Genomic DNA, 20,039 nt, shown 5'->3' with positions numbered 1-20,039 from the left:
CGCGCTCGAGGAGTGGATCAAGGTCTGGAACGACAACGCCCGGCCCTTCAAGTGGACCAAGACCGCCGACCAGATCATCGACCGGATCTGCCGCTACTGCGACAGGATCTCAGGACCGGCTCACTAGGCCTTGGGGGCCACCGGCGGGCTGTCATCGGCAGTTGCCGTGAAGCCCAGCAGCAGTTCGCCGGTGGTCTCAGGTGCTTCGAACATGGGTATGTGCCCGACGCCGGGCAGCAGTTCGACCCGCGCGTTCGGCACCGCGTCGTACTGGCGCGCCGACGACGGCTCCCAGCGGCGGTCGGCAGTGCCGAAGATCACCAGCATGGGGACTTCGAGGGCGGCGAGACGTTCGGCCACGCTGCGCTGGGCGATGTACGCGGTGTTGCGGCGCAGCACCGTCCTGAACGTGCGGTACGTCGTGCCCCGTACATCGGCGACCAAGTCGTCTGGGATGTCCACGGGGCGAGCGCACGTCGCGCTTATCCCCCTGCGGATCATCGCGTCCGAACGCCTCGACCACAGGAGCGGGCCGAGAGGCGGGGCCAACAGGACACGAAGCAGCAACGGCTGAGGAAGGAGCGCATCGGGACTCGGTCCGGTGCTGATCAGCGCGAGCGACCTCACGATGTCGGGGCGCTGTTCGGCGAGCGCGGTGGCGATGTAGCCGCCGCTGGAGTGCCCGACCATGGTGACGCGACGAAGGCCGAGGTCGTCGAGCACCGCCGCCACCCGCCCCGCCTGCACGGGCACGTCGTATGACAGCGCGGGCGGGGATTGGCCGCAGCCTGGGAGGTCGACCCGGATGACGTGATGGTGGGCGGCGAGTGCCGGGACCACCGGGCTCCAGGAAGCGCCCGAGAACCCCGATCCGTGTACGAGCAACAGCGGCGGCGCCTCCCGCGGACCGTCGTGGACCACGCGCATCCCATGCGACTGCTGAAGGTTGTACTCACTCATGCAGAAGACGATGCATGGGCTGCCGGCCTTCAGTCTTGGACAAATGTCGTCGGGCTCACATGCGACGTTACGAAGGGCTTGGGCAGATACGGCTCCCGATCCACGGATCTCCTCCACCGCCGCGCCATTCCGGGCCAAATCCTCCACCAAGGCTGCGGCCGCTCGCGTGCCGCGGGTGGGCGTCGGTGAAGAAGGAACGCAGCACGGCGATGCGCTTGGCCACGGTTTGCGCGCTGAGCGCGGCGCCGGGCTTACGCACGCCGTGGCGCAGCCGCCGACACTGGCCACCAGCACGGCCCGCGCCGCTGAGCGCAGTCGTGAACTACGCCCTCAACCGCACGGCTGTGAACGGCGATCGGCTTGCCTTGTACGGGCTCAGCTTCGGCGGCTACCTCGCTCCCCGCGCGGCCGCCCACGACCGGCGTATCAAGGCGCTGGTGGCCAATTCCCCGCAGCGCGATCTACTGGGCTTGGTCCTGGACGCGACCACCGGTGGCTCGTACGACGATGCATCGGAACGGGTCAGGCGCGCCAGCTGGAGCACACAAGCCTTGATCGAAAACTACCTGCTGTGGAATCACGGCGTGACCTCACTGGATGCGTTCCTGAGACACGCCGCGAACTTCAGCCTGGAAGGAATGGAGGAGCAGATCGCCTGCCCGACGCTCAGCCTGGTAGCCGAGGGCGAAACCCAGACGGCGCTGGCACAGGCCCGCCGGTTCCACCAGGCGCTGCGGGCCCCCAAGCACTTCGTGACCCTCACGACTGCGGACGGCGCCGATCACCACTGCGGCGTCAGCAACGTCACTCACACGTCCGCGCTGGCCTACGACTGGATCGCCCAGCAACTGCGCCAGGCATAAAAGGCATAACAGGATCTCGCTCGATCGGTGGTGGCGGTGTTCGACGATGCGGACGTCCACGCTATCGGCCCGCACCGCTCGGGGAGTGGCTGGACCGGCCTGGTCGGCGAACCCCGCCGCTGGGCCATCGGGTCGGCGTGATCCCCCCGTGAGCCGGCGGAGGTCTGTACCCTCGCGCGGGGGCGGGGCCGGTTCCCGGGGAGCGGCGGCTTATGGTGGGGAGAGCGCCATCAAGCCGAATCGTGTTTCGGAGGAGGCCGCGATGAGGGAGCACTTCGTCTGGGTGACGACGCGCCGGATCAGGCCGGGCACGCTGGAGGAGTTCGAACGGGCGTGGCGCCCGGATCCGTACCCGCGGGGCCTGCGCCAGGCGTACGCGTACTGGTCCGAAGACGGGCAGGAGATCACCGGGGTGTCGTTCTGGGACTCCAAGGAAGACTGTGACGCCTGGCGTACGTCCGAGGGCGAGGCGCACCGGCGTGAGGTCATGGCACCGTACGTCGTCGAGGAGCGGGAGGGCTTCTACCGCGGCCGCGAGCTCGCCGTCCCCGTTCGTTAGCGGGGCCGGCGGTGCCGCTCTGGACAGGGTGACCAGCACCGTCACCACCGGACCCGCGGCGAGTGCGCCCGTACCGGCCTCGACCGCGCCCGTTCAGGGTGAGAGCGAGCCTTCCCCCAGCCAGGGGGAGAGCTCACCCCTGGCGCCGGCCGTACCGGATGGCGTCCTGGTCGACTTCCGCCGAGCTGACGCGCGCCGGCAGAAGGACCGCTTCAGCTTGGACCTGGGCGACGCCAGGGAGTTCTACATCACCGACATGGAGGGCGACCGTCACCGCGGCCCTTGTGCGGATTCCAGGAACCGACGCCTTCCTGACGGCTGCTCTCGACGCCCGCCGCCGTCCCGGAACGCGGTCACGGTGCGGCCTGCGCCGCCCGGGGGCGGCGGGCCACGTAGACCATCGCGGGCGGCAGATTGCGCCAGACCGTCATAGTCGTCACGACCTCCTCGAACTCCGTCCGCAGGCCGTCGACCAGTCGCCGCGCAGGGGCCGCCCAGCGCGTCCAGTTGTAGGCGAACTGCGTGTAGACCCCGTCCGGTGCGAGAGCCCGCGCCACCGACTCGATCAGCAGGGGCTCACCGGTGTAGGCGATCCAGGGCAGACCGCTGACCACGACGTCCACCGGCCCGACGCCTCGCTCGGCGAGCAGAGCGGGCAGGCGTGCGGCGTGATCGCACACCACCTCGACCGACGGGTACGCTCGCGCGATCTCCGCCGCGAACCTGTCGTTGAGCTCGACCACGACGTGCCTGCCCCGCCCGCGGAGCCGCTCTTGGATGGCGGAGGTGAAGGCGCCCGTTCCCGCCCCCAGCTCGACCACCACCGGCTCACCACGCTCGGGGACACCCGCCACCATCCGCGCCGCCAGCCCCACCGAGCTGGGCAGCACCGCCGCCGTACGCATGGGCGCCCTGACGAACTCCCACAGAAACCGTCCGCTGCCGCCACCCCGGCGCCTCTGATCGGTCGTCACGATCCTTCTCCTCGAACCAGCGCTATCGCCTCCAAATCCTGGCGCACACGTGATTTCGCGATATAGCGCGTAAATGACTCATAGGTGAACATGTCACGCATCCGGCATCGCCTCGACCGGCTCCGCCTTGACCGCGAGCCAAAGGCATCATGGCTGTCGGCGGGTACTCGGTGGGCTTGGTGCTGGACATGAGCGGCCCGACCTGCTGCGACTTCAAGCAGGTGGCGTGCCGGCCCGGCTGCTGCAGCGGAGCCGAGAAGGGAACAGCGCCCTCGTCCTGGCGAGCATTCCGCCGTGCCTGGACCGCCTCATGCCGATCACAGGTCTGCGCGCTGCGTTCCAGGTGGAGCCGTCGATCGAGGCGCTGCGGCAGCCGGCCCCTCCGAAGTCCTCCCGGAGCCGCGGCCGGGCGTCTGAGGTCGAGTCGCAGTAGAGATCTTCTGAAGTCGACCATGGTGCGGGCGCGGGAACCGGGGTCCTCAACGCGCTCGGCGGCTACATGCTGTTGTTCCTGGCGGTGCTGGCCGGCCGTAGCTTGCCCGTACGTCGGCGATGATGTAGCCGGCGGCGACGTCGGGCGGGTCGGGGGAGGGGCGCAGGTTGAGTGGGGCAGTGAGAGGATGAGGAGGGTGACGGCTAGAAACAGTGACATCGAGAAGGCGGCCGGTGTGCTGCGCGCCGGGGGCCTGGTGGCCTTCCCGACCGAAACCGTCTACGGTCTGGGCGCCAACGCCGAGGACTCCGCCGCTGTCGCGCGCGTCTTCCAGGTCAAAGCCCGCCCGACCTCCCACCCCCTGATCGTCCACATCGGCGGCGCGGAGCAGTTGGGCGAGTGGGTCGAGGACGTGCCCGCGACGGCGCGCCTGCTGGCCGAACGATTCTGGCCAGGGCCACTCACGCTGGTCCTGCGACGCGGTGGCCGGGTGTCCCTCGACGCGACTGGCGGTCTGGAGACGGTGGCCGTGCGCGTGCCCGACCACCCCGTCGCACTCGCGCTGCTGTCGGCCTTCGGCGGCGGTGTCGCGGCTCCGTCCGCCAACCGTTTCGGCTCGGTCAGCCCGACAACGGCGAACCACGTCCGTGTGGAGCTCGGTGATGCCGTCGACTTCGTGCTGGACGGCGGGCCCTGTCAGGTCGGCGTCGAGTCGACCATCGTCGACGCCACGGGCGAGGTCCCCAGCGTCCTTCGGCCCGGCGGGGTGACGCGCGAAGACCTTGAAGCGGCGCTGGGGCGCCGGATCGCGGTCCACTCGACGAGCCGCGTTCGGGTGCCGGGCCAGCATCCGTCACACTACGCGCCGCGTGCGCGCGTCGTCCTGGTCGAGCCCGAGAAGGTCATCGCCGAAGCCGAGCTCGCGCAAGAGGTAGGACACCAGGTGGGGGTTCTTCTTCCTCCCTCCTTCTCCGGCGCCCAGGTGAAGGCGCATGCCGTGGTGGCGGTGCCCGGTTCGATGGCCGCCTACGCGCGTGGGCTGTACGGGTTCCTGCGCGAGCTCGACCAGCGTGGGTGCGACCTCATCGTCGCCTCCTTGCCGGTGGAGGAAGGGCTGGGACTGGCGATCGCCAACCGGCTCCGCCGCGCCGCGGGGCCCCGGCCCCGCGAGTGACCGGTACCGGCGTGACCTGATCGACGGGCCAGGCGGGATGCGACGTTGGGCTGGGCAAACGGTCGGCGGAGCTTCGGTCGCGACGCGGAGCCGGCGGTGACTTCGAGGCCGCGGGCCGCCACCACTTGCGCGCTGCCGTCGGCCGGGTGGAAGCACAGACCCACCACGGCCCACCTGAGCCGGGGACGCCCGCGGTGCGCGCCCGATGCTGCGCGGCGACCGGCCACCGTCGATCGTCATCGCGCGGTGGCGAGGACAAGGGATGCGATCGCCAGCACCAGGAAGGCCCCGGGAAAGGTGATGTTGGGAAAGAACACGCGGGCGCGTATGTGGGTGGCGACGGCGCCGACGAAGAACAGCACGAGCCCGGTCGCCGCGGCGATGCCGATGAACCGGGCGCCCAGGAGCCCGAGCAGGAGCCCGGCGGCTCCGGCGGCCTTCAGCGCGGCCAGCAGCGGGATCCATGAGTGGGGGACGCCCACGGCATCCGAGTTGACGAGAACGATCCTGGCCCGTGCGAGGTCGGCGATGGCGGCCCAAGTGTTGGCCACGATCGTGATGCCGGTGATGACGAGGTAAGCGATGAACACGCGAATGGCCTCCGTTCAGCTGGAGCGACGGGCGCCGAGGACGTCGGGCAGATGACGCAGCGGCCGCTGTGCGCCCGTCACGTGCTGGGACGGATCACGGCGTAACCGGTGTGACATGTCGACCGTGTGACACAGCCCACTTCCTTGACCAGCCGTCGGCGGCCCATGGGTGGCTGGACCTTCACGGCCACGAGGTACTTCTCGGGCCTCAACGCTCCGACAGGTCAGGGTGTCCACAATTCGGAGGAGAAGTCCCATATGCGGACTCCCGACGGCCTGTGAGACCTGCATCGGGCTACGCTGGCCGGGTGGTCTTGTTCCGCCGGGTCCTGGGGTTCGCCGACGGTGACCTCCTGCTGGCCGGGGTGGTCGTGGCCGCGGTGCTGCTCGATCCCGCCCCCCGCGGGGGTGTCTCCCTGGGCTTGGCCGTGCTCGGTGCGGTGGCGCTGCCGGGGCGTGAGCGATGGCCGGTGGCGACGGCCCTGATCACATGCGGGGCCTTCTGCGGGGTGATGGCCTCCGGTGGCCTGCTGGTGGGCGCCGGCGTTCCGGCGCTGGTCGGCGTCTACACCGCCGCTGTAAGCGGCCGCCGCGTGGCCGCCACCTCTGGAGTGCTCGTGGTGGTGGCGGGGGCGGCGCTCCGGCCGGCCGCGGAGGCGCCGGTGCGGCTGATCTTCACGGGCACGTGGCTGGTGGTGTTCGGTGTTGCGCTACTGGTCGGTGAGGTCGTCGCCGCGCGGCGTGGAGCGGCCGCCGCCCGGGAGCGCGAGCGGCTGGCCGAGGAACGGTTGCGGCTCGCGCGTGAGGTGCACGACGTGGTGGGGCAGAGCGTGACGAGCGTCGCCGTGCAGTCTGCCGCCGCGCTGCACCTGCTCGGCGGCGGCGACGGTGGCGACGGTGGCGATGGTGGCGGCGGCGACGGTGGCGACGGTGGCGACGGCCGGGACGGGGACCGGCCTGAGCTGCGTGAGGTGCTCACCGGCATCCGTGACACGAGCCGGGCGGCGATGCGCGAGTTGCAGGCCACGCTGGGATGGTTGCACGGCGAGCCGCCTGGCCTGGACCGGCTCGGCGCGCTGGATGCGGCCATGCGGGACGCGGGCCTGCCCGTCACGATCATCCGTGAAGGGCCCGATCATCCTGTGCCCGCCGCCGTGGGTCATGCGGCCTACCGGATCGTGCAGGAAGCCCTCACCAACGTTCTGCGCCACGCGGGCATGGGTGCGACGGCCGAGGTCAGGATCAGGTACGGCGCCGAACTGACGATAACGGTGACCGACCGGGGCGGAACCCGGACCGTCGAGGCGATCGAGGGCGGTGGCCGTGGGATCGAGGGCATGCGGGCCCGTGCGGAGGGCCTCGGCGGCACACTGACGGCCGCACCGGTCGAGGGTCGCGGGTTCGCGGTGACGGCCCGGCTGCCGGCGGAGGCGGTGTGATCAGGATCGGGCTGGCCGATGATCATGCGCTGGCGAGGAAAGGGTTTCGACTGATCATCGAGGCGTCGCCGGGGTTCGGCGTCGTCGGTGAGGCGGCCAACGGCGGGGCGGCGGTGGCGTTGGCCAGGAACGAGCGCCCGGATGTGCTCATCATGGACATCCGCATGCCGGAGATCGACGGCCTCACCGCCACCCGGCTCATCACGGCGGATCCCGAGCTGGCCGCCGTGCGCGTGGTGGTCCTGACGACGTACGCCGACGACGCCAACGTCTACGCGGCGCTGCAGGCGGGTGCGAGCGGCTTCCTGGTCAAGGATGTCGAGCCGGCGGACCTGCTCAAGGCACTCCAGGTGGTCGCGGCGGGCGACGCGCTGCTGTCGCCCTCGGTCACCAGGAGCGTGATCGCCGCGTTCACCGCGGGGCCGCGCCCCGGTGATCGGCCACCCGACCTCGCCCCGCTCACCGACCGCGAACGCGAGGTGATGGCGCTGGTGGCGAGCGGCCTGTCCAACCAGGAGATCGCGGTACGCCTCGGCATGAGCCCTCTCACGGCCAAGACCCACGCCAACCGGGCCATGGCCAAGCTGGGCGCCCGCGATCGTGCTCAGCTCGTCATCCTCGCCTACGAGACCGGTCTGGTACGCCCCCGCCGCGCCTGACCTACTGCGATCGCAGCAGCCGCAGGACCGTTCTCCGGTAGGAGAGCCGGACCTGCCCGCCCTTCGAGCATGAGAGGCATGAGGTTGAGCACATGGCCCCGCTGGGTGGCGGGTGCGGCGACCGGGTGGGGGCTGGGCCTGCTCGGGCTGGCGCTGTCGTGGGCGTTGGGCAACGAGCACGGCAGGCCGCCGGCGCATTTTGATTTACCGCGTTCCTTCTGGTGGACGCTGGTGGCGCTGGCCGTCGCGGTCACGGCGGCCGCCAGGGGGAGGCCCGCTCTGGTGTGGGCGGCCGCCGTAGTGCCGCTGCTCGGTACGTTCGGGTTGGTCATGCAGGTCGTGGCCGCCCTTGGCATGGGATATGTGGAGGACTGGCCCGCTTTGCTGGTCAGCCTGTACTTCGCGGCGGGAGCGACGTTGTTCACCGGTACCGCTCTGGCGGAGGGGCGGGCGGCTCGCGGGGTGTGCGCACGCTGCGGGCACTCGCATCCCGACGGTCCTGTCGCCGGCCGGATCCATCCGGAGCCCGCCCGCGCACCGGCCGCCGTGCGGTGGACCGCCTATCTGGGGGCCGCGGTCTTCGTTCCGTACATCGTGATGAAGGCGGTCTGGGCGCTCGGCGTGCCGCTCGCCGGGTCTGTCGGGCCCGATCTGGCCGCCGGTTCCGGGCCGAGTGCCGTGCTGGGGCGGCTGGGCATTGATCTCACCTCCGTCCTGGCGCTGGCCGGGGCGGTGTTGAGCGCCGCGCTGGTGAACCGGTGGGGGCAGGCGTTCCCGAGGTGGGTGCCGGTCCTGGGTGGCCGGCGGGTGTCCAGGTGGGTGCTGCTGGTGCCGGCCTGGCTGGGGGCGACCAGTCTCGGGCTCTATCCGTTCCTCGTGCTCGCGTTGCTGGTGTCGGGGGCCGATCTGTCGTTGCCCGACGGGCTTGGCGCGTGGGTGGCGGTCGTGGGGCTGGCCGGATTCGGAGGATGGGGGCTGAGCGTGGGGGTGGCGGCGGCGTCGTACCAGCGACGTACGCGCCCGAGGTGCCGGCTCGTCTTCGCCGGTCCGGGGCGGTTGCAGGCGCCCAGGGTTTTCCCCGTGGACCGAAACCCGTCACCGGCCACCCTCGTTGATCCTGGTGCATGACCATGCTCAAGCTGTGGGTTTGTGATGGCTCGTGTTCACGTCCGGCGGCCAGCATGGTTGTCGGCGATCCGCTCGTGGCCGATCTCGGCGGAGGCGCCCGGCCCGAACTCCGGCGCGGGCGAGCCGTAGGTGAAGACGGTCTCCATACGCTCAGTCTCCGCTCAGGTGCTCGCGCAGCACGTCGTTCAGCGGCCCGCGCCGCTCGCACGCGGCGAAGGCGAAGCAGCCGGCCAGCTCCTCGGCCTCGTCCGGCGTGACGCCCTCGAAGCAGCGGGCGAAGTCGCCGACCAGCGGCTCGGCGAACATGATGTTGCGCACCAGCGTCTGGATCCAGGGCTTGCGCCCCCACGGGAACGGGTCGAAGTGCGGGAACTCCTTGTCGAACAGCTCCTCGATCGGCTCCAGGATGTGCCGCACCTGCTCGTCGGAGCCGCCCCAGGAGTCGGCGCCGAGCCGCTTCTTCTTCTCCAGCACGGGCGCGATCCGGCGCACGTACGCGCTGTCGGGGCGCGCGTACACCAGGCCCTGCAGCCCGATGTCCTTGTACGTCCACAACGACCAGCTCGCGCCGTGCTCGCGGTAGATCTCCAGCTGGTCGCGCAGCAGCCGCAGCCGCGACCGGTCGCGCTCGGGGTCGCCGTCGTAGACGGGCCCGAACTCGCCGATCCAGACGGGCGTGCCGGTGCGCCGCATGAACTCCGTCCGGCGCAGGAACGTCTGCTCCACCACCGACCGGTCGAAGTGCTCGCCGCGCGTCACCCCCGGATAGGAGCTGCCCGCGGCGATGCCGGGCAGCGCGTAGTCGTGGGCGGTGTAGACCGTGTTCGGGAACGGGTCTCCGAAGATCGAGAAGTCGGTCGAGTAGCGGTTGCCGTCCAGGAAGAGCACGTGCCGGTCGTCCACGGCGCGGATGGCCCGCTCCAGCCGCTCGTAGAACGGCCCGATGACGGCGCCGGAGGAGTCGGCGGGCTCGTTGACCGGGTTGTAGCCGGCCACCTCGGGCCGGTCCTTGTAGCGGTCGGCGATCGCCTCCCACAGGTGCACGACGCGGTCCTGGAAGTGCCGCTGGTTCCAGAACTCCGCCCAGTGGGTCGGGTTGTCGCTGTGCCAGTGCTGGTTCTGCCGGCCCGGCAGGGCGTGCAGGTCGAGGATCGTGTACAGCCCGGCGTCGGCGCACAGCCCGATCACCCGGTCCAGCCAGGAGAACCCCTCCTCCTTCAGCACGAACGGCCGGTCGTCGTCCTCGAAGTGGCGGTAGTTGAACGGCACCCGCACCGAGTTCAGCCCCAAGGAGGCCAGGTGGCGGGCGTCGCCGGCGTCGAAGAAGTCGGTGAGGAACCGGCGGAAGAACCGCTCGTAGCCCTCCTCGCCGAGCACCCCGCGCAGGGCGGCGCGTTGCAGCGACTCGGTGGCGGGGTAGCCGGTGATGAAGTTCTCCATGTTCATCCACCCGCCGAGGCCGACGCCGGTCAGGACGACCGTCTCCCCGGACTCCCCGGCCAGCCGGTCGCCGCTGACACTGATCCACTCCATGTGTGTCCTCCTCATCGGGATGGCGCCGGCCCGGTGCTGCCGCGAACGAGCAGCCGTGGCTGGTAGCGCACGTTGTAGCCGCCGCCCTCGCCGTTCATCAGAGCCCACAGGCGCTCCCACGCCTGCCGGCCCAGCTCGCTCTTCGGGATCGAGACGGTGGTGAGCGGCGGCGTGGTGTAACGGGCGAACGGGATGTCGTCGAAGCCGGTGACCGACACGTCGTCCGGCACGCCGACGCCCAGCTCGCGCAGGCCGGTCAGCACGCCGGAGGCGACCATGTCGTTGAACCCGACCACCGCGCTCGCCCCGCGCTCCACGACCGCGGGGGCGGCGGCGTGGCCGTCGTCGAACATGGAGCCGCACGGCAGCACGGTCACCTCCAGGCCGCCGGTGGCGGCGCGCAGCGCGGCGAGCCGTTCGGCGTTGCCCGCGCTGCCCGGCGGCCCCGCCAGGTAGGCCAGGCGGCGGTGCCCGAGCCCGGTCAGGTGGGCGACGAGGTCGCGGACGCCGGCCGCGTTGTCGATCGACAGCGAGGGGGCGCCCAGGCCGGGCACCTCCCGGTAGACCAGCACGAACGGCGCCAGCCGCTCACCGATCGAGCACAGCCGCTCGGCGGGCGCCCGCGGCGAGGCCAGGACGAGCCCGTCGGAGTTGCGCCGCGCCTCCAGCGCGAGGATCACCTCCTCCTCCGGGTCCTCGTCGGACTCGGCCACCAGCAGCTGGCGGCCCGCCTTGCCGGCGGCCTGGCTGAGCCCGCGCAGCACGCCCTGGAAGAGCGGGTTGCCGAGGTCGGGGACGACGAGCGCGATGGTGCCGGTGCGGCCGAGCGCGAGCCGCCGCGCGGCCGGGCTGGGCGCGTAGTCGAGCGCCTCGGCGGCGGCGCGCACGCGGGCGGCCAGCTCGGGGCTGACGGTCGGGGAGCCGTTCATGACCCGGGAGACGGTCGCCCGTGAGACGCCGGCCGCCTCGGCGACCCGGCTGATCGTCGCCGCTCCCGCGGGCCGGGGCCCGCGCCGCCCGGCGCGCGGCCCGCCACCGCCGTCCCGGTCCCGCTCCTGGTCACCGTTTTCGGTGCTCGCCCTCATGCACTCTCCCTGCACGCTCAGGGACTCATCCCAGCATGCGTCGCCTCGCCGCGCCGCCACGGGGGGCACCCTCGGGCGGCATCACGGGAGATACCGGTTTCTCACCATGCATTACAACCGTTTGTCGGAGATGAGCGCAAGACGTGGGGGTTCGCGTTTTTCCTGGTAGTCAGTCGGCTAACAGTGCGTTGACACCAGAAGTGCCCGGTGTTAGAAACTGGTTACTCATAGCCCGATCACGGCTTATGCCCCTGTTCCCCGGTCGCGTGCGGCTCAGCGCGACCGTGAAGGGTGATCGATGAGCAAACGTTTGGATACGGCGGGCGCGACCGTCGCCCCGCCTCCCCCTGGACCCGTACCTCCGACCGAAGACCCACCCCGCCGCCGGCTTCTCGCGCGCCGGGGCGGGCCGCCGCAGGACCGCATCGGCTACCTGTTCCTCACGCCGTGGTTCATCGGCATGGCCGCCTTCACCATCGGGCCGATCCTCCGCTCCCTCTACCTGTCGTTCACCGAGTACACCCTGCTCAAGCCGCCCGAATGGCTCGGCCTGGACAACTACCGCGAGATGCTGGACGACCCGCGGCTGCACAAGTCGCTGCTGGTCACCTTCCTCTACGTGTTCGTGTCGGTGCCCATCCAGCTCGTCCTGGCCCTGGGCCTGGCGCTGCTGCTCAACCGCGGCGTACGCGGGCTGGCCTTCTACCGGTCCGTCTACTACCTGCCCTCGCTGCTGGCCGGCAGCGTCTCCATCGCCATCCTGTGGCGGCAGATCTTCGGCCAGGAGGGCCTGGTCAACCAGTTGCTCGCCTTCTTCGGCGTCGAAGGCGTGAGCTGGGTCGCCCATCCCGACTTCGCGCTGGGCACGCTCGTGCTGCTCAACGCCTGGACGTTCGGCGCCCCGATGGTCATCTTCCTGGCCGGGCTCCGGCAGATCCCCGTCTCCTACTACGAGGCCGCGCAGGTGGACGGCGCCGGCACCGTGAGACGGTTCTTCCACATCACGCTGCCGATGCTGACGCCGATCATCTTCTTCAACGTCGTGCTGCAGATGATCGGCGCCTTCCAGAGCTTCACGCAGGCGTTCGTCATCAGCGGCGGCCGCGGCGGCCCCTCCGACGCCACCCTGCTCTACACGCTCTACCTGTACGAGCGCGGCTTCGGCTCCTTCGACATGGGCTACGCCTCCGCGATGGCGTGGATCCTGCTGGCGCTCATCGCCGCGCTGACCGGTCTCAACTTCCTCTTCGCCAAGCGGTGGGTGTTCTATGGCAACTGAGATCAGGGGCGGCCGGTCGCGGCGGCTGTCGAAGCACGCGCTGCTGATCGTCTGCGGCGTGGTGATGCTCTACCCGCTGCTGTGGATGGTGTCGAGCTCGGCCAAGCCCACCGAGACCATCTTCCGCGACCCGTCGATCTGGCCCACCGAGCTCGACCTGAGCAACTACGTGGACGGCTGGACGGCGCTGGAGTACCCGTTCCACCACTATCTGATCAACTCGGCCGTGATCGCGATCCTGGCCGTGGCGGGCAACCTGATCTCGTGCTCCCTGGCGGCGTACGCGTTCGCCCGGCTGGAGTTCCGGGGCAGGAAGATCTTCTTCGCCATGATGCTGGCGACGCTGATGCTCCCCGTCCACGTGCTGATCGTCCCCCAGTACGTGCTGTTCGCCCAGCTCGACTGGATCAACACGAACCTGCCGCTGGTCGTGCCGAAGTTCCTGGCGCACGACGCGTTCTTCATCTTCCTCATGGTGCAGTTCATCCGCGGGCTGCCCAAGGAGCTGGACGAGGCGGCGCGCATCGACGGCTGCGGCCACATCAGGATCTACTGGCGGATCGTCATGCCGCTGTCGATCCCGGCCCTCGCCACCTCGGCGGTGTTCACGTTCATCTGGACCTGGAACGACTTCTTCAGCCAGCTCATCTTCCTGACCGACCCCGAGCTGTGGACCATGCCGGTCGCGCTGCGCTCGTTCATGGACGGCCAGGGCGAGACGGCCTGGGGGCAGCTGTTCGCCATGTCCATCGTGGGCCTCGCGCCGATCTTCGGGTTCTTCCTGGCCGGGCAGCGCTACCTGACGCAGGGCATCGCCACCACCGGCTTCCGGTGATCTGTGATTAAAACGTTCTAACAAGGAGAACGACCATGGTGAAGAGAACCAGAGGGCTGGCGGCGCTCTGCCTGGCCGGCGTCATGCTGGCGGTCGTCTCGGCCTGCGGCGGTTCGTCCGGCGGCGAGAGCGAGTCAGGCGCCGTCGAGCTGCGCTTCAGCTGGTGGGGCAACAACGACCGGGCCGAGGCCACGCAGAAGGTCATCGACGCCTTCGAGGCCAAGAACCCCGGCATCACGGTCAAGGGCACCTACACCGACTTCAACTCCTACTTCGACCGCCTGGCCACCGAGGTCGCGGGCGGGCGCGCACCCGACGTCATCACGCTCGGCGGCGCCTACCCCCGCGAGTACGGCGACCGCGGCGCCCTGCTCGACCTGGCCACGGTCGGCGGCGTGCTCAAGACCGACAAGATCGGCGCCGCCGCCCTCGGCAACGGCAAGTTCAGCAACGTCCAGTACGGCGTACCGACCGGCGTGAACGCCATCGCGCTGGTCGTCAACCCCGACCTGTTCGACAAGGCCGGCGTGGAACTGCCCGACGAGGACACCTGGAGCTGGGAGGACTTCTCCCGCATCGCCAAGGACCTGGCCGGCAAGCTGCCCGACGAGTCGTTCGCGCTGACGGACCCGACCCGTACCGACATGCTGGACATCTTCTCCCGCCAGCGCGGCGAGTCGCTCTACACCGCCGACGGCAAGGTCGGCATCAGCGACAAGACCCTGGTGGACTGGTGGACCATGACGCTCGACCTGCTCAAGGCCGGGGCGACCCCGCCGGCCTCGCAGACCGCCGAGCTCACCACCCAGCCGGCGCCCGAGCAGACCCTGATGGGCCGCGGGCTGGCCGCGATGCAGTTCGACTGGAGCAACCAGATCACCGCGCTGCGCAAGGCCTCCGGCGCGCCGCTGCGGCTGATCCGGGTGCCGGGCGAGAGCCAGGGCGCCCAGCCCGGCATGTGGCTGCAGGCCTCGCAGATCTACACGATCAACGCCAGGAGCGAGCACCCGCAGGAGGCGGCCAAGCTCGTCGACTTCCTGGTGAACAGCGCCGACGCCGGCAAGATCGTCCTCACCGACCGGGGCATCCCGGCCAACTCCGACGTCCGCGCCGCCATCGAGCCGCAACTCAGCGAGGAGCAGCAGATCGAGACCGAGTTCATCGACACGCTGACGCCGAAGGCCGGCCCGCCGCTGGTGATCGGCCCGACCGGCTCCGCCGACGTGTGGAAGATCCTCGACCGGGTCAACGCCGAGGTGCTCTTCGGCCGCCAGCAGCCCGCCGCCGCCGCGGCCGACTTCATCAAGCAGGTCGGGACGGCGATCGGCTGATGATCGACCGCCGCGCGCTCGTCGGCCGGCACGCGGTCGAGGTGACGTCCGTGCTGCCGGAGTCGCCGCTGTCCGTGGGCAACGGCGAGCTCTGCTACACCGCCGACGTCACCGGGCTGCAGACCTTCCCCGGCCTCCACCCGGTCGAGGACCCCGAAGGGCCGGGGACACTGCTGGCGACCATGGCCTCGTGGGGCTGGCACAGCGTCCCCGGTTCCTACGACCTGGCGCAGACGACGCGGACCTACCGGACGCCGCGCGGGCCGGCGCCGTACGTCGACATGGCGGACATCGCCCGCCCGTCGCCGGCGGAGGCGTGGCTGCGCGCCAACCCGCACCGGCTCGACCTCGCCCGGATCGGACTGGTCGCGGCCGGCGGCGGGGCTCTCGCGCCGGACGACGTGCGCGGCGCGCGGCAGCGGCTCGACCTGTGGACCGGCGTGCTCACCAGCCGCTACCTGCTGCGCGGCACGCCGTTCCAGGTCGTCACCGCCTGCCACCCCGAGCGGGACGTGCTCGCCTTCCGGATCGAGTCGCCCGGGCTGGACGGGGTGGCGGTGCGGCTGGCCTTCCCGTACGGGTCGCAGGCGTGGGGCAACGCCGCCGACTGGTCGCGGCCGCGGGCGCACACCTCGGTGCCGCGGCCGTCGGCCGGCGGGCTCACGGTGGCGCGGCGGCTCGACGGTACCGTGTACGAGGTGACGGTCACCATGACCGGCGGCCGGGCCGAGCGGACCGGGCCGCACGAGTTCCTGCTCGCCCTCGACGGGACGGCGGCCGAGCTGGTCGTCGCCTTCCACCAGGGCACACCCGGCCCCGAGGCGTCCTTCGGGGAGGTCGTGGCGGCCTCCGAGCGGCACTGGGAGCGCTTCTGGAGCACCGGCGGCGCCGTCGACCTGTCCGGCGGCCATGACGAACGCGCCCCCGAGCTGGAACGCCGCATCGTGTTGTCGCAGTACCTCACCGCGATCCACTGCGCGGGCTCCACCCCGCCGGCCGAGACCGGCCTGATGGCCAACAGCTGGCGGGGCCGCTTCCACCTGGAGATGCACTGGTGGCACGCGGCGCACTTCCCGCTGTGGGGCCGTTCCGAACTGCTCGAACGCAGCCTCGGCTGGTACACCGCCGTCCTGCCGCGCGCCCGGGAGACCGCCCGCGCGCAGGGCTGCCCTGGGGCGCGCTGGCCCAAGCAGGTCGGCCCCGACGGCCGCGAGAGCCCCAGCCCGATCGGCCCGTTCCTGGTGTGGCAGCAGCCGCACCCGATCTACCTGGCCGAGCTGGTGCGCCGCGCGATCGGCACCCGCCGCGCCGTCGCCCTCTACGGCGACCTCGTCCTGGAGACGGCCGCCTTCATGGCCGCCTTCGCCGTCAAGGGCCCCGGTGGGTACGGTCTCGGCCCGCCGCTCGTCCCCGCCCAGGAGTCCTACGCCGGCGTGCGCGCGGACGCCGCCAACCCCACGTTCGAGCTGGCGTACTGGGCGTGGGCGCTGGACACGGCCCAACGCTGGCGGCGGCTGCTGGGCCTGGCCCCCGAACCCTCCTGGGCGGAGGTGGCCGCCGGGATGGCCGCCCCGCTGGTGCGCGACGGCGTGTACGCGGCCATGGACGCGCCGCCGTACACCGTCCGCGACGACCACCCGTCCATGGTGTACGCGCTCGGCTTCGTCCCCCCGACCCCGATCGTCGACCCCGCCGTCATGCGCGCCACCCTGCGCGACGTGCTCGCCGACTGGGACTGGGAGTCCACCTGGGGCTGGGACTACCCGGCCATCGCCATGACCGCCACCCGCCTCGGCGAGCCTGACCTGGCCGTGGACGCGCTGCTCATGCCCGTCGCCAAGAACACGTACCTGCCGAACGGGCACAACCGGCAGAGCCCCGGCCTGCCCGTCTACCTGCCCGGCAACGGCGGCCTGCTCGCCGCGGTCGCCCTCATGGCCAGGGGCTGGGACGGCGGCCCGCCCGCGCCCGGCTTCCCGGACTCCTGGACCGTGCGGCACGAGGGCCTGCACCGGCTGCCCTGACGGGTCAGCCGGTGCGCAGCTCCAGCTCCTCGCGCTTGCCGAGGAACTCCTCGGCCCGCGCCCACTCCATCGGCAGCGGCATCGGGTACGTCGTCCTGATCCGCGCCAGCTCCCGGTGGGCGCGGGCCAGCACGGCGAAGTCGCGCGGGTAGGCGCGGGTGTCCACCCCGGTGAACACGCCCACCTTGCGCGCCCTGGCCAGCAGCTCCCGCCAGGCGTCGATCGGCGCCAGCCCCACCGAGTCCACCCCGTGCGAGAACAGGACGAGCCGGATCTCGTCGTACGGGTCGGCGGCGTCGAGGTAGGAGCGCAGCCGGGCGTGCGAGGCCTCGGTGTTGAACACCGTCCAGAACGGCGCCGAGCCGCTGCGCAACGCCCACCACGGCTCCAGCAGCAGGAAGCACTCCACCAGCAGCCGGTCGGCCGGCAGGCCGCGGTCCTCGTGCCAGGACCGGTGGAGGTCGGCGACGGCCGGGCTCAGGTCCTCAGGCTCGCCGAAACGCAGGCGGGCCAGGCGCCAGCCGTTGCGGCCGGCCAGCTCCTCCAGGTCGCCGAGCAGCTCCGGCTCGAACCCCCACTCCGCCTCCGGCCGCTCGCCGTCGGCCGGCGGATAGTCCCACGCGCGCCTCGGCGAGCCGTAGCGGCGCAGGTAGTCGGCGACGCGGGGGCCGCCGTGCTCGTACTCCTCTGGCGTCGCGCCGCCCAGCGCGCCGTGCTGGAACACGTGCCGCGGCCCCACCCGCGTGCTCGGCCAGCGCAGCCCGCACTCCACCACGACCAGCGTCGCGCCCGGTTCGAGCGACTCCTCCAGGAACCGCGCGTACGCCCGCGGCAGCCGCCGCCACTTCACCCGGAAGTACGTCATGCCCGCGATCATCAGGCGGTCCTGGTTGGCGTCGTGCATGTGGTGCAGCACCAGGTCGGGGTTGGCGTCGAGGAGCGCCCGCCCGGCCCGCCGGGTCGCCTCCAGGTCGCCGCGCGGGTCGTCGGGGTGCACGCCGTGCCGTCGCACCGGCAGCAGCAGCGTCTGCGGCAGCCACGGCGCCGACACCGCCGCCGCCAGGTGCGTCAGCGCCCCGTTGGACGACCCGACGAACGCCACCGGATACCGGCGCCGCGGATAGTGCCCGGTCACCCAGCGGGCCAGCTCCTCCGACCGGATCTCCGCCACCCGCCGCAGCGGCACCGCCTCCGCCCAGCCGCTGACCGCGTACGCCTTCTCCTGCAGCGCGCGCGGCAGCCGGCCCGCCGCGCCGAGCAGCGCGGACATCGCCGGCTCGACGGCCGCCGGGCCCTGCCCGATCAGCGGCACGTCCTTGTCGTGCAGGAACCTCGACAGCGCCCGCAACATCCCGGTCGCCGAGTCGAACGACGCCACCGCCTTGCCCGGCCTCACGCGGCCACCTCCTCGAGAAAGCCGGCGACCACGCGGGCCAGCCCGCGCGGGTCCCGGTACGGCACCATGTGCGGCAGCCCCTCCATGACCACGAGCCGCCCCCGGGGCAGCAGCCGCGTCACCTCCTCCGCCCACGCCTGAGGCACCATGGCGTCCCGGCCGCCGCGCACGACGAGGGCCGGCACGGCCACGTACGGCAGCTTGTCCTCGACCCGGTCGCGCATCGAGACGCCGAAGCTCGCCAGCACGCGGCGCGGCCCCGCGTCGACGTAGTCGGCGACGTTCAGCGGCGCCATGCGCGGGCTCTCGTGCACCGAGTTGCGCAGCCACTGCGCGGCCAGCCGGACGGGGGAGCGGCCGAGCGGATCCACCGTCGGGCCGGTCAGCACCAGCGCGGTCACCCGGTCCGGATGGCGGACCGCGACGTCCACGGCCACCTGGCAGCCGAACGAGCCGCCGAGCAGGCACGCCCGCTCCAGCCCCGCCTCCTCCAGCCAGGCGGCCACCGCATCGGACAACCCCGCCAGCGTGGGCGGGGCGGAGGGCTTCTCACTACGGCCGAATCCGGGCAAGTCCACGGCCCAGGCGTCGTGCGTCGCGCCCAGCTCGCGGACGAACGGCAGCATCTCCCGCCCGGACACCCCGGCGCCGTGCACGCACACGACCGCCGGGCCGGGCCCCCGACGGCGCCGGCTGATCATCGCCGTGCCGGACACGATGTGGACGAGCTGTTCGAGCGGCACGCCTCTCCTCTCCCGAAAGGGCCTGCCCCCTACCCGGGCGGAGATCCGGCGAACGTGCGCCTCTCACAGAACGAGACCGTGCGCGTGCTGGGTGTTGCGCCATTCCACCGTCAGCACGGTCGCGTCGTCCTGGAGCCGGCCGCGCTGGTGCTTCAGGATGGCCTGGATCAGCCGTCGCAGCGTCTCCGGCGCCGCCAGCCCGTCCGCCTCGTGCCGCACCACGAAGTCGATGAACCGCTCCAGGCCGAACAGCTCGCCGTCGGGGCTCTGCGCCTCGATCACGCCGTCGGTGTAGAGCAGCAGCCGGTCACGCGGCTGGAGCTGGTACGACAGCAGCCCCGTCTCGGCGCCCAGGCCCAGCCCCATCGGCGGGTCCGGCACGCCCTGCAGCGTCGCCACCAGGCGGCCCTCGCGGATCACGAGCGGCGGGTGGTGGCCCCGGTTCACCCAGCTCAGCATGCCCGTCCCGATGTCCAGCTCGGCCAGGATGCCGGTGGCGAAGCGGCCGGTGAACTGCTCCTGGATCGCCGCGTCGACCGCCTCGGCGGTCTCCGGCAGCTCCTCGCCCAGCCGGCGGCTGTTGCGGAACGCGCCGATGGCCAGGGTGGCGGTCAGCCCGGCCGAGGTGTCGTGCCCCATCGCGTCGAAGACCGCCAGGCGCAGGGTACGGCCGTCCAGCCCGAAGTCGTAGGCGTCGCCGCCCACGTCGTACGCGGGCTCCAGGGCGGCGCTGACCACCATCTCCTCGGTGGCGAACGTGCCCGGCGGCAGCAGGTTCCACAACACCTCGGCCGACAGCGTCAGCGGGCGGGTCCGGACCAGGCGCGCGTAGGAGTCGCTGTGCGGGCGCTTGCTGATCAGCAGGACCGCGGCCAGGGACGCCAGGTTCTTCGCCCGCGACGCGGCGAGCTCGTCGTCACGCGGCACGGTGACGCCCAGCACGCCGACCCGCTCGGTGCCGTCCAGCATCGGCACCCAGAACCGCCGCGCCCCCCCGCCCCCCAGAGCCCGTCTCTTATATACATCTGTCGCTG

General features: G+C 71.6%; 18 protein-coding genes. 10 read left to right on the top strand and 8 right to left on the bottom strand.

Annotated elements, in window-relative coordinates; translation table 11 throughout:
* Positions 1-123: 123 nt before the first annotated feature.
* On the bottom strand, positions 124-960 hold the full coding sequence (locus tag C1J01_RS31190; protein WP_235854785.1) for an alpha/beta fold hydrolase: 837 nt from the start codon (positions 958-960) through the stop codon (positions 124-126).
* A gap of 185 nt (positions 961-1,145) precedes the next feature.
* On the opposite strand from C1J01_RS31190, the gene C1J01_RS31185 reads away from it, so the two are divergent.
* Both C1J01_RS31185 and C1J01_RS31180 read left to right on the top strand, forming a co-directional pair.
* On the top strand, positions 1,146-1,823 hold the full coding sequence (locus C1J01_RS31185; protein WP_181449057.1) for an alpha/beta hydrolase family protein: 678 nt from the start codon (positions 1,146-1,148) through the stop codon (positions 1,821-1,823).
* A 262-nt stretch (positions 1,824-2,085) separates the two neighbouring features.
* A complete protein-coding gene (locus tag C1J01_RS31180; RefSeq protein ID WP_111182552.1) occupies positions 2,086-2,382 on the top strand; it encodes a hypothetical protein in 297 nt (98 codons plus the stop codon).
* A 353-nt stretch (positions 2,383-2,735) separates the two neighbouring features.
* Here the strand turns inward: C1J01_RS31180 and C1J01_RS31175 are convergent, their stop codons facing one another.
* A complete protein-coding gene (locus tag C1J01_RS31175) occupies positions 2,736-3,356 on the bottom strand; it encodes a class I SAM-dependent methyltransferase (RefSeq protein WP_235854784.1) in 621 nt (206 codons plus the stop codon).
* A gap of 629 nt (positions 3,357-3,985) precedes the next feature.
* Here C1J01_RS31175 and C1J01_RS31165 point away from each other — a divergent pair.
* Complete coding sequence (locus tag C1J01_RS31165; RefSeq protein ID WP_235854783.1) at positions 3,986-4,963, top strand: L-threonylcarbamoyladenylate synthase; 978 nt, start codon at positions 3,986-3,988, stop codon at positions 4,961-4,963.
* Positions 4,964-5,199: 236 nt separating this feature from the next.
* Here C1J01_RS31165 and C1J01_RS31155 read toward each other — a convergent pair whose 3' ends face one another.
* Positions 5,200-5,553, bottom strand: a complete 354-nt coding sequence (locus C1J01_RS31155) for a DoxX family protein (RefSeq protein ID WP_111182548.1) — start codon at positions 5,551-5,553, stop codon at positions 5,200-5,202.
* Positions 5,554-5,861: 308 nt separating this feature from the next.
* Here C1J01_RS31155 and C1J01_RS31150 point away from each other — a divergent pair, with 308 nt between their 5' ends.
* The 3 genes from C1J01_RS31150 to C1J01_RS31140 all read left to right on the top strand — a co-directional run bounded on the left by C1J01_RS31150 (position 5,862) and on the right by C1J01_RS31140 (position 8,779).
* Positions 5,862-6,992, top strand: coding sequence for a sensor histidine kinase (locus C1J01_RS31150; protein ID WP_111182547.1), 1,131 nt, complete (start codon positions 5,862-5,864; stop codon positions 6,990-6,992).
* A complete protein-coding gene (locus tag C1J01_RS31145) occupies positions 6,989-7,651 on the top strand; it encodes a response regulator (protein ID WP_111182546.1) in 663 nt (220 codons plus the stop codon). The genes C1J01_RS31150 and C1J01_RS31145 overlap by 4 nt, the downstream gene beginning before the upstream one ends.
* A 78-nt stretch (positions 7,652-7,729) precedes the next feature.
* Entirely contained in the window at positions 7,730-8,779 is a 1,050-nt protein-coding gene (locus C1J01_RS31140; protein WP_111182545.1) for a hypothetical protein, read from the top strand.
* Between the two features lie 150 nt (positions 8,780-8,929).
* On the opposite strand, the gene C1J01_RS31135 is transcribed toward C1J01_RS31140, so the two are convergent.
* Entirely contained in the window at positions 8,930-10,312 is a 1,383-nt protein-coding gene (locus tag C1J01_RS31135) for a glycoside hydrolase family 5 protein (protein ID WP_111182544.1), read from the bottom strand.
* Between the two features lie 11 nt (positions 10,313-10,323).
* Complete coding sequence (locus C1J01_RS31130) at positions 10,324-11,397, bottom strand: LacI family DNA-binding transcriptional regulator (RefSeq protein ID WP_111182543.1); 1,074 nt, start codon at positions 11,395-11,397, stop codon at positions 10,324-10,326.
* Positions 11,398-11,695: 298 nt separating this feature from the next.
* Between C1J01_RS31130 and C1J01_RS31125 the strand changes: the two genes are divergently transcribed.
* Genes C1J01_RS31125 through C1J01_RS31110 form a run of 4 tightly spaced genes read left to right on the top strand, consistent with a single transcriptional unit; the run spans position 11,696 to position 16,866 of the window.
* Positions 11,696-12,676, top strand: coding sequence for a carbohydrate ABC transporter permease (locus C1J01_RS31125; protein ID WP_111182542.1), 981 nt, complete (start codon positions 11,696-11,698; stop codon positions 12,674-12,676).
* Entirely contained in the window at positions 12,666-13,511 is an 846-nt protein-coding gene (locus C1J01_RS31120) for a carbohydrate ABC transporter permease (RefSeq protein ID WP_111182541.1), read from the top strand. Before C1J01_RS31125 ends, C1J01_RS31120 begins: the two co-directional genes overlap by 11 nt.
* A 35-nt stretch (positions 13,512-13,546) precedes the next feature.
* Complete coding sequence (locus C1J01_RS31115; RefSeq protein ID WP_111182540.1) at positions 13,547-14,842, top strand: ABC transporter substrate-binding protein; 1,296 nt, start codon at positions 13,547-13,549, stop codon at positions 14,840-14,842.
* Positions 14,842-16,866: a hypothetical protein gene (locus tag C1J01_RS31110; protein WP_111182539.1), complete on the top strand. Its 2,025-nt coding sequence runs from the start codon at positions 14,842-14,844 to the stop codon at positions 16,864-16,866. Before C1J01_RS31115 ends, C1J01_RS31110 begins: the two co-directional genes overlap by 1 nt.
* A 4-nt stretch (positions 16,867-16,870) precedes the next feature.
* Here C1J01_RS31110 and C1J01_RS31105 read toward each other — a convergent pair whose 3' ends face one another.
* From C1J01_RS31105 to C1J01_RS31095, 3 genes are all read right to left on the bottom strand, one after another.
* On the bottom strand, positions 16,871-18,262 hold the full coding sequence (locus C1J01_RS31105; protein WP_111182538.1) for a hypothetical protein: 1,392 nt from the start codon (positions 18,260-18,262) through the stop codon (positions 16,871-16,873).
* The gene (locus C1J01_RS31100) at positions 18,259-19,005 is read right to left on the bottom strand and encodes an alpha/beta fold hydrolase (protein WP_111182537.1); all 747 of its coding nucleotides are present in this window, start codon (positions 19,003-19,005) and stop codon (positions 18,259-18,261) included. The genes C1J01_RS31105 and C1J01_RS31100 overlap by 4 nt, the downstream gene beginning before the upstream one ends.
* Before the next feature lie 63 nt (positions 19,006-19,068).
* The gene (locus C1J01_RS31095; protein WP_235854782.1) at positions 19,069-19,974 is read right to left on the bottom strand and encodes a PP2C family protein-serine/threonine phosphatase; all 906 of its coding nucleotides are present in this window, start codon (positions 19,972-19,974) and stop codon (positions 19,069-19,071) included.
* Positions 19,975-20,039: the final 65 nt, after the last annotated feature.

Source organism: Nonomuraea aridisoli (assembly GCF_003236395.1).
GTDB lineage: Bacteria > Actinomycetota > Actinomycetes > Streptosporangiales > Streptosporangiaceae > Nonomuraea > Nonomuraea aridisoli.
The sequence above is the reverse complement of the archived record's forward strand: the minus strand, read 5'-3'. Positions and strand labels throughout refer to the sequence as shown.

Excerpts from the sequence above, each read along its gene's own strand:
- C1J01_RS31190 (WP_235854785.1), bottom strand. The coding sequence starts at position 960 with ATGAGTGAGTACAACCTTCAGCAGTCGCATGGGATGCGCGTGGTCCAC.
- C1J01_RS31180 (WP_111182552.1), top strand. The coding sequence starts at position 2,086 with ATGAGGGAGCACTTCGTCTGGGTGACGACGCGCCGGATCAGGCCGGGC.
- C1J01_RS31140 (WP_111182545.1), top strand. The coding sequence starts at position 7,730 with ATGAGGTTGAGCACATGGCCCCGCTGGGTGGCGGGTGCGGCGACCGGG.
- C1J01_RS31135 (WP_111182544.1), bottom strand. The coding sequence starts at position 10,312 with ATGGAGTGGATCAGTGTCAGCGGCGACCGGCTGGCCGGGGAGTCCGGG.
- C1J01_RS31130 (WP_111182543.1), bottom strand. The coding sequence starts at position 11,397 with ATGAGGGCGAGCACCGAAAACGGTGACCAGGAGCGGGACCGGGACGGC.
- C1J01_RS31125 (WP_111182542.1), top strand. The coding sequence starts at position 11,696 with ATGAGCAAACGTTTGGATACGGCGGGCGCGACCGTCGCCCCGCCTCCC.
- C1J01_RS31120 (WP_111182541.1), top strand. The coding sequence starts at position 12,666 with ATGGCAACTGAGATCAGGGGCGGCCGGTCGCGGCGGCTGTCGAAGCAC.
- C1J01_RS31115 (WP_111182540.1), top strand. The coding sequence starts at position 13,547 with ATGGTGAAGAGAACCAGAGGGCTGGCGGCGCTCTGCCTGGCCGGCGTC.
- C1J01_RS31110 (WP_111182539.1), top strand. The coding sequence starts at position 14,842 with ATGATCGACCGCCGCGCGCTCGTCGGCCGGCACGCGGTCGAGGTGACG.
- C1J01_RS31095 (WP_235854782.1), bottom strand. The coding sequence starts at position 19,974 with ATGCTGGACGGCACCGAGCGGGTCGGCGTGCTGGGCGTCACCGTGCCG.